7 protein-coding genes, 1 pseudogene and 1 riboswitch are annotated in these 8114 nt (G+C 73.8%); of the genes and pseudogenes, 3 read left to right on the top strand and 5 right to left on the bottom strand.

All coding sequences use genetic code 11. The features are described from left to right. Positions 1–641 (top strand): annotated as a pseudogene (locus AB0J39_RS36260) (serine/threonine protein kinase); the annotation flags it as partial. 42 nt (positions 642–683) lie between these two features. On the opposite strand, the gene AB0J39_RS36255 reads toward AB0J39_RS36260, so the two are convergent. Beyond that, positions 684–1523 carry a helix-turn-helix transcriptional regulator gene (locus tag AB0J39_RS36255; RefSeq protein ID WP_363473147.1) on the bottom strand — a complete coding sequence of 280 codons (840 nt, stop codon included), beginning with the start codon at positions 1521–1523 and terminating at the stop codon, positions 684–686. Positions 1524–1746: 223 nt separating this feature from the next. Between AB0J39_RS36255 and AB0J39_RS36250 the strand changes: the two genes are divergently transcribed. Beyond that, complete coding sequence (locus tag AB0J39_RS36250; RefSeq protein ID WP_363473146.1) at positions 1747–2691, top strand: SDR family oxidoreductase; 945 nt, start codon at positions 1747–1749, stop codon at positions 2689–2691. Positions 2692–2737: 46 nt separating this feature from the next. Here the strand turns inward: AB0J39_RS36250 and AB0J39_RS36245 are convergent, their stop codons facing one another. The 4 genes from AB0J39_RS36245 to AB0J39_RS36230 are packed head-to-tail and all read right to left on the bottom strand — an operon-like array spanning position 2738 to position 6373. Beyond that, positions 2738–3475 carry an adenosylcobinamide amidohydrolase gene (locus AB0J39_RS36245; RefSeq protein WP_363473149.1) on the bottom strand — a complete coding sequence of 246 codons (738 nt, stop codon included), beginning with the start codon at positions 3473–3475 and terminating at the stop codon, positions 2738–2740. A 5-nt stretch (positions 3476–3480) separates the two neighbouring features. Beyond that, the gene (locus AB0J39_RS36240; protein WP_363473144.1) at positions 3481–4302 is read right to left on the bottom strand and encodes an ABC transporter ATP-binding protein; all 822 of its coding nucleotides are present in this window, start codon (positions 4300–4302) and stop codon (positions 3481–3483) included. Beyond that, complete coding sequence (locus AB0J39_RS36235) at positions 4299–5339, bottom strand: iron ABC transporter permease (protein WP_363473143.1); 1041 nt, start codon at positions 5337–5339, stop codon at positions 4299–4301. Before AB0J39_RS36235 ends, AB0J39_RS36240 begins: the two co-directional genes overlap by 4 nt. 23 nt (positions 5340–5362) lie before the next feature. Further along, positions 5363–6373 carry an ABC transporter substrate-binding protein gene (locus AB0J39_RS36230; RefSeq protein WP_363473142.1) on the bottom strand — a complete coding sequence of 337 codons (1011 nt, stop codon included), beginning with the start codon at positions 6371–6373 and terminating at the stop codon, positions 5363–5365. A gap of 78 nt (positions 6374–6451) precedes the next feature. After that, a riboswitch (cobalamin riboswitch) is annotated at positions 6452–6588 on the bottom strand. A gap of 283 nt (positions 6589–6871) precedes the next feature. Between AB0J39_RS36230 and AB0J39_RS36225 the strand changes: the two genes are divergently transcribed. Next, on the top strand, positions 6872–8114 hold a 1243-nt coding region (locus AB0J39_RS36225; RefSeq protein WP_363473141.1), incomplete at its 3' end, for an acyltransferase.

The raw sequence follows: 8114 nt of genomic DNA, 5'->3' as shown, positions 1-8114 counted from the left end.
ACGATCTTCACGACCTGCTGCGCGGGATTCAGCGCCTGGGAGACCTCGGCACCGCGGGCCCGCTGTCCATCGCCGTCGCCGCCGCGCTGCTGCTCACCCGTGGCGGCGACACCGCCGCCACGTGGAACACCTACCCCGGCAGCACCGCGGCGCCGTTCACCATGGCCTACCCCGCGACCTGGGGTGAGGCCAGGACCAACGCCGACCAGTGGATGATCGCCTCACCGGCCGTGGACGAGTTCGACGCGTTGTTCGCGGTGCCGGGCAACACCGACTGGTCGAAGGTGAACCCCATCATCACGGGCCATCCGGACCGGGCGACGGGGGTGTTCGCCCAGGTCAGCAACACTCTGAGCACCTCGGATTCGCCACTGGAGCTCCAGGAGAGCCTGGGCCCCGCGCTCCCCGGCGTGACCACCTACTACGGCGTGCCTGCTCCCACCACCGTCGGCGCCAAGCCCGCCTTCCGGATCGAGGGCGTGCTCAGCGACCCCCAGCAGACCGGGCGCCTGGACTTCTCCGCCTACGTCGTCCGTCAGGGCGACGCCGGCACGACCGTCCTGATCGCGTTCTTCTGCCCGGCCGGCCGGTGCGACCGCGCGCTCATCGACCACATGGTGAACACGATCACGTTCAAGTAGCCCGCCGGGCCTTCCGCTGCCCGGCGGGGGACACGGAAGGCCTCAGCGAAGGGCCTGTGTGCCGATGACGGACAGCAGGTGCAGCTTGTCGTGGCTCTCGCTGCCGGGAACGGCGATGTAGACGAGCAGCGAGTGGGCCTGGTCGGGGTCGACCAGTCTCTGGCACGTCAGCTCCAGGGCTCCGACTTCGGGATGGACGAAGTGCTTGACCGTGTGGGGGCGTATCCCGATCTCGTGGGCGTCCCACGCTCGCCGGAACTCGTCACTGCGGGCGAGGAGCAGGTCGGCGAGGTGTGCGGCTCGGGATCCGGGGCCGCGGAGGGTGACGATCTCGCGCAGCCCTGAGGCGTACATCCGGGTGAGGAACGGATGCTCTTCGGGCGCGTAGAGCCGCCGGGCGGCCGGATCGGTGAACCACCGGTACCCGCTGCTGCGGGCGGGCCCGGTGTACCGGGTCGTGTCGCCGGTGAGCGCGACGCCCATGGGGGTCTGCCGCAGGGTCTCCCCGAGCTCGGTGACGATCTCCGCGGGGGTGTCGTTCAGGCGGTCGAGAATGCGCAGGAGGCCGGGGCTGATGTGCTCGCCGGCTCCGCCGCGGGCGGGCGGGTTGTGCCCCGCGAGGCGGAACAGATGGTCGCGCTCGTCGAGCGAGAGGTGCAGGCCCTGGGCGATCGAGGCGAGCATCTGGCTCGACGGCCGCGGTCCGCGTTCTCGCTCCAGGCGGGAGTAGTAGTCGGTCGACATGTGGCACAGTGCCGCGACCTCCTCGCGCCGTAGCCCGGTCGCCCTGCGACGGGGACCGCGCGGGAGGCCGACGTCCTCGGGTTGCAGCACCTTCCGTCGGCTCCGGAGGAACTCCGCCAGCCCAGCGCGATCGATCACGGCATTCCCTCCACTCACGGTGCTGCTTCTTTCTATCGCCCCCGCGGGACGGCGACCACGGATCGCCGATCCCCCTCTCCGCCCGGGAACGGATGAGTCCGCATCCGTGGATCGGCGGTCCCTGGAACTCCCACGCGGCGTCCGGGACCGTGGATCCGGGACGACGACACCGGACCGACCACACCGGGACAACGGCACCGGGACGACAACACAAGGAGCAGCAATGCCACGTCAGGCAATCGACATCACCATCCCGGACCTGTCCGGGAAACGCGTGCTCATCACCGGTGCCAGCGACGGCGTGGGGCTGGGAATGGCCGCGCGACTGGCCGCGGCCGGCGCGGACGTCCTCATGCCCGTCCGCGACCGCCGCAAGGGCGAGAACGCGATCGCCGGGATCCGCCAGAGCCTCCCGGACGCGAAGGTCTCGCTGCGCGATCTCGACCTGTCGTCGCTCGAGTCGATCGAGGCCCTCGGAAACGCCCTCCGCGAGGAGGGCCGGCCCATCCACATCCTGATCAACAACGCGGGCGTGATGACCCCGCCGAGCCGGCAGACCACGGCGGACGGCTTCGAACTCCAATTCGGCACCAACCACCTCGGCCACTTCGCCCTGGTGAGCCACATCCTCCCGCTGCTGCGCGCCGGCCGCGCCCGCGTCACATCGCAGATCAGCATCGCCGCGAACCGCGGCGCCATCAACTGGGACGATCTGAACTGGGAACGCGGCTACAACGCCACGCGCGCCTACCAGCAGTCCAAGATCGCATTGGGGCTCTTCGGTCTCGAGCTGGACCGCCGCAGCAAGGCCCACGGGTGGGGCATCACCAGCAACCTGTCCCACCCCGGAGTAGCCCCCACCAGCCTCCTCGCCGCCCGGCCCGAGCTCGGCCGCACCGCGGACACCGGCGGCGTCCGCCTGATCCGCGCGCTCTCGGCCCGCGGCATTCTCGTCGGCACCGTCGAGACCGCGATACTGCCCGCGCTCATGGCCGCGACGAGCCCCGGCGCCCAACCCGGCGCCCTCTACGGACCCAGCGGCCTCGGCAACCTCAGCGGCCCACCCGCAGAGCAACGGATGTACTCCCGGCTGCGAAGTGCGGACGACGCCGAGCGCGTCTGGCTGGTCTCGGACCGGCTCACCAAGATCACCGTTGCGGCCGCTTGACCGAGGGCCGGCTCCGGGTCCGGCGCCGGCGCGCCCCCGCCGTCGGCTAACCGGCCCGCCGGGCCCGCCAGTCCCGCGCGCCGTCGAGGACGGCCCGGTGGACCGCACGGGCGATCCGCGCGCCCCACATCGAGCGCGGGCCGCCGAACGCCTCCTCCGGGCCCTCCTCCCGTACGGCGACGCAGACGGCGTCCGACGCGGTCCCCGTGCAGGGGAAACCCGCCTCCAGCAGCGCCTGCGTCTTCGCCTCGGTCACCGTCATCACGGCGTTGACCAGCGCCGGGTCGGAGAACGCGACGGGCACGGCCACCAGGATGTTGATCGTCCCCGGGCGCGGCACGCTCGGCCCCGCGTCGCCCGCGCCGACGGCCCCCCGCGCCACCTCCGAGGCGCCCCCGCCGGCCGCCTCCCGCGCGGGTTCGGGGACGTACGGCACACCGGGGTCGGGCACGCCCTCGGGCGAGGCCGCCCAGGTCGGCACGCCGAGTCCCACCGTGGCGACGGCCTCCGCTCCCCCGTCCGCCGCGGCGACGTAGCGCTCCACCAGCGCCGCCGTCATCATGCCGACCCCGGGACCGCCGGGGCCGAGCGCGTCCAAGTGCTCCACCGGGTCCATGCGTGAGTAACCGGCCGCCACCTGCGCGTTCAGCACCCACTCGCGGCGGCCGACACCGCCGCCCAGCATGGCGGAGGAGATCATCCGCCAGCCGGGCCCGAACCGCCACAGCAACGCGCCGAGCCGCAGGCCGTCCTCCACGCGGTACGTCAGGGACGGCCGCGGCAGGCCGCTCACGCTCCCTCCGCGGGAGTCATCCGGGAGGTCAGCGGCCGGACCAGGTGGACGAGCGGGCGCCCGTCGGGGCCGGGCTCCACCCGCACGCTGGCGCCGAAGTGCTCGGTCAGCAGCGGCTCGGCCAGCACCCGCTCGGGCGGCCCGGCCGCGACCGCGCGCCCGGCGGCGAGCAGCACGAGCGCGTCGGCGTACTGCCCGGCGAGGCTGAGGTCGTGCAGCGTCGTCACGACGGTGAGGCCGTCGGCCAGGCGCAGCCGGTCGACGAGTTCGAGCACCTGCTGCTGATGGCCGAGGTCGAGCGCCGTCGTCGGCTCGTCCAGCAGGAGCACCGGCGCCTGCTGCGCCAGCGCCCGGGCGAGCACGACCCGCTGCCGCTCGCCCCCGGACAGGTGCCCGAGCGGCCGGGACGCGAAGCCGTCCAGGTCGAGCCGTTCCAGCACCGACCGCGTCACCTCGCGGTCCCGGGGGCTCTCGCTGCCGAGATAGGGGATGTACGGCGTGCGGCCCAGCAGCGCGTAGTCGTACACCTTCATGTCGGGGGGCAGCGCGGGGTTCTGCGGGGCGTAGGCGATCAGCCGGGCCCGCCGGCGCGGGCGCAGGTCGTCCACGGCCGTCCCGTCGACGAGCACCTCGCCCTCCCTCGGGACCAGTCCGGCGACGGCCCGCAGCAGCGTGGACTTGCCCGCGCCGTTCGGCCCGATGACCGCCAGCCACCGGCCGCGCGCGGCCGACAACGTGACGTCCGTGAGCACCCGCCGCCCGCCGAGGGTGACGCCCACGCCGCGCGCCTCGATCGCCGGGTGCCCGTCGCCGCTCACGTCTCCACCCGCCGGGTCACGCGCAGGACGGTGACGAAGAAGGGCGCGCCGACGAACGCCGTCACCACCCCGATCGGCAGCTCGGCCGGCGCGAGCACCGTGCGGGCGATCGTGTCGGCGAGCACGAGGAACGCCGCGCCGCCGAGGAACGACAGCGGCAGCACGATCCGGTACGACCAGCCGGCGAGCCGCCTGACCACGTGCGGCACGACGATCCCGACGAACGCGATCAGCCCGCTGACCGCGACCGCCGCCGCGGTGGCGAGCGAGGCGGCCAGCACCACGGCGAATCGCACGCGCGCCGCGTGCAGGCCGAGGCTGACCGCCTCCTCGTCGCCGACCGACAGCACGTCGAGCAGCCGCCCGTGCAGCAGCATGACGACGGTCGACACCACGGCGTACGGCGCGATCATGCGGACCTGGTCCCAGCCGCCGCCGACGTCGCCGAGGATCCAGGCGTAGATCCGCGGCAGTTCCTGCACCTTGAGCTGCTGCACGAAGGTCTGGATCGCGGTGAGGAACGAGGTGACCGCGACCCCGGCGAGCACCAGGGTCGCGGTGCCGCCGCCCCGGCCCGCCGTGTGGCCCAGCGCGTACGCGAGGAACACCCCGCCGACGGCCCCGGCGAAGGCGGCGACCGGCACCGCGGTCACCCCGGCCTCGCCGCCCAGGAAGACCACGACGAGCGTGACCGTGAGGCCGGCCCCGGACGCCGCGCCGAGCAGGTACGGGTCGGCCAGCGGGTTGCGGAACACACCCTGGTAGCCCGCTCCCGCCATGGCCAGCAGCCCGCCGACGACGGCGGCGAGCAGCACCCGGGGCACCCGGAGCTGGAACAGCAGGTTCTCTTCGACCTGCGCGAGCCCCGAGTGCAGGGACACCAGCGGCAGCCGGTCGAGCAGCGCCAGTCCGATGGCGCGCGGCGAGATGCCCGCCGCGCCCACCGCCAGGCCGGCGGCGAGGCTGGCCGCCAGCACGGCGGACGCGACGAGCAGCGCCCGCCAGCGCCGGGCCGGGGTCACGGCGTCACCACGCATTCACCGGCCACGCGTTCACGGGCTCAGCTCGCCGCCTTCTGCACGGCGTCGCCGACGGCCTGGGCGAGATCGGCGACCCGCGGTCCCCAGCGGGAGGCGATGTCGTCGTCCAGCTCCACCACGCGGCCCTTCTTCACCGCGGACAGGCCGGACCAGCCGGGCCGCTTGGCCAGCGTGGCGGCGTTCTGGCCGCAGCACTTGGTGTCACCCAGGAAGATCAGGTCGGGGTCGGCCTTGGCGATGAACTCCGCCGACAGCTTGGGGTATCCGCCCGCCGCGTCGGGCGCCTCGTCGGCGATGTTCTTCAGCCCGAAAAGGTTGTAGACCTGCCCGATGAAGGTGCTCGACGTCGCCGCGTAGGGCGTGCTGTCCAGCTCGTGGTAGTACGTCAGGCTCTTGCCCTTCGGCGCCGCCGCCGCGAGGGCGTCGATCTTCTGCTTGACGCCGTTCGCCACCTCCTCGGCCTTGGCCGTGTTGCCGGTGGCCGCGCCGAGGTCCCTGATCTGGTCGTAGGTGTCGTCCAGCTTGGTCGCGGCGGGTTCGAGCAGCACCGGCACGCCGACCTTCCCCAGACCGGCCACGACGCCTTCCAGGTCGTTGGCGAGCACGACGAGGTCGGGCTTGGCGGCCACGATCGCCTCGACGTTGGGCTTGAACCCCGACAGCGAGGTCTTCGGCGCCTCCGGCGGGTAGTTCGACTGGTCGTCCACCGCCGACACCTGCGCGCCCGCGCCGATCGCGAAAAGGATCTCGGTGGCCGTGGGCGAGAGCGACACGATGTGCTCGGGGCGCTTGGAGATGGTCACCGCGCCGTTTCCGGCCTGCACGGTGACGGGGAAGGCGCCCTGCCCCCCGGTGGTCGAGGCGCCGGTGGTCGAGGCGCCGGTGGTCGAGGCGGCGGTGGTCGAGGCGGCGGTGTTCGAGACTGCGGGGGCGGGGTCCGCGGACGTGGCGGCGCCGTCGGTCTGACCGCAGCCGGCCAGTCCGAGCACGCCCAGCACCACACCCGCGACGGCCGTGCGTACGGGCCTCACGAGGGTCCTCCATCAGGGGGAATGCCGGGAATCGAGGGACCCGCTGGAAGCGACGGATCACCCTTTTCCACGAGGGTCGATGGCGTCGGCGCGCAGCGCAGGCGACCTGGCTCGTCCCCGGGGGCGGGGAACCACAGTTGCGGGACAGCGCCGGATTCTCACCGGACTTCGCTACGCGGCGCGCGTCGGACGCAACGGTACCAATCCCCTGTCCGGCGTCCGCCCCCGGCCCGTCCGCGCATGGACGGCCGGGGCTCCTGCCTGGGCGTACGCGGGGATGGTAGGGCAGGCCCCACCATCGCGGTAGGGGCCACCCAAGATCGGAAGTAGGGACCGCGTCGCTGTGCCGGCCGGGGCCGCGGCGGGACGCTTGAACCGCTCGCGAGGCCCGGGCCCCCGAGCCAGCGACCACCGCGACCACCGCGACCACCGCGGCTTCGAGCCCCCACCGCCCGCAGGCGCACCAGTCCGCCGGCCGACACAGCGAAGGCGTCCCCCATGTCCCTGACCATGCTTCCCCCCGCTCCGGAAAGGGCCCCGGCCGCGCCCGCGCCACGGGACCGCTTCATCGACGTCCTGCGCGTCTTCGGGATGGTCCTCGTGGTCGTCCAGCACTGGACGATGCCGGTCCTGTCGTACGCCCAGGGACGGCTGACCACGGGCAACGCCCTGGCGGCGGTGCCGTACGTCACCTGGATCTCGCAGGTCATGCCGCTGGTCTTCTTCGCCGGGGGCGCGGCCAACGCGATCAGCTTCGGGTCCGCCGCCCGCCGGGGCGGGACGGCCCGGGAGTGGACGGCGCGGCGGGTGCGCCGCCTGGCCTGGCCGGTGGTGCCGCTCGCGGTCCTGTGGCTGCCGCTCCCCCACCTCCTGGAGGCCCTCGGCATGCCCGCGCAGCCGGTGGAGGTGGCCGCGCGGACGGTCGGCCAGCTGCTCTGGTTCCTCGCGGTCTACCTGCTGGCCGTGGTGGCCACGCCGCACCTGCTGCGGGTGCGGGCCGGAGTGGCCCTGCCGGTGCTGGCGGGCGGCGCGGTGCTGATGGACGTGGTCCGGTTCTCCGGTCTGGAGGCCGCCGGCTACCTCAACGTGGCGTTCGTCTGGCTGGCGGTCCACCAGGTCGGGATCCGGTACGCCGAGGGCGGCCTTGAGTGGCTGACGGGACGTCGGGCCGCCGGGCTCGCGGTGGCCGGGTTCGCGATGGTGGCGGCCCTCGTGGCGACCGGGCCCTACCCCGCCAGCATGATCGGGATGCCGGGGATGATCTCGAACATGGCCCCGCCCAGCGCCTGCATGCTCGCGTTGTTCGCCGGTCAGCTCGGCCTGGCGATGCTGCTGCGCCCCGCCCTGAACGCGCTGGCCGCCCGGCCGAAGGCCGAGGCGGTGCTCACCGCGCTCGCGCCGCGCATGATGACGGTCTACCTGTGGCACATGACCGCGCTCGTCACCGTCGCCGGTGTGGCGACCATCGGATTCGGGCTGGCGACCCCGCACGCCGGCTCGGCGGCCTGGTGGAGCGCCGTCCCCTTGTGGCTGGCCGCCCTGGCGCTGATCCTGGTCGCGCTGACCATGCTGCTCGGCCGCTTCGAGGAGCCCGCGGGGGCCGCCGCCCACCGGTACGTGCCGGTGGCCGTCCCGCTCGTCGGCGGCGCGCTGCTCACCCTCACGGTCACGGGGTTCGCGCCGGGCCCGGCGCCGGTGATCGCGTCGGCCGCCCTGGCCGCGGGGCTGGCCCTGGTCAGCC

The sequence above is a fragment of the Microbispora sp. NPDC049633 genome, from assembly GCF_040675265.1.
Taxonomy (GTDB): domain Bacteria; phylum Actinomycetota; class Actinomycetes; order Streptosporangiales; family Streptosporangiaceae; genus Microbispora; species Microbispora maris.
The sequence above is the reverse complement of the archived record's forward strand: the minus strand, read 5'-3'. Positions and strand labels throughout refer to the sequence as shown.

Coding starts and splice junctions, on each gene's coding strand:
- AB0J39_RS36235 (WP_363473143.1), bottom strand. CDS start 5,339: ATGCGTGGTGACGCCGTGACCCCGGCCCGGCGCTGGCGGGCGCTGCTC.
- AB0J39_RS36250 (WP_363473146.1), top strand. CDS start 1,747: ATGCCACGTCAGGCAATCGACATCACCATCCCGGACCTGTCCGGGAAA.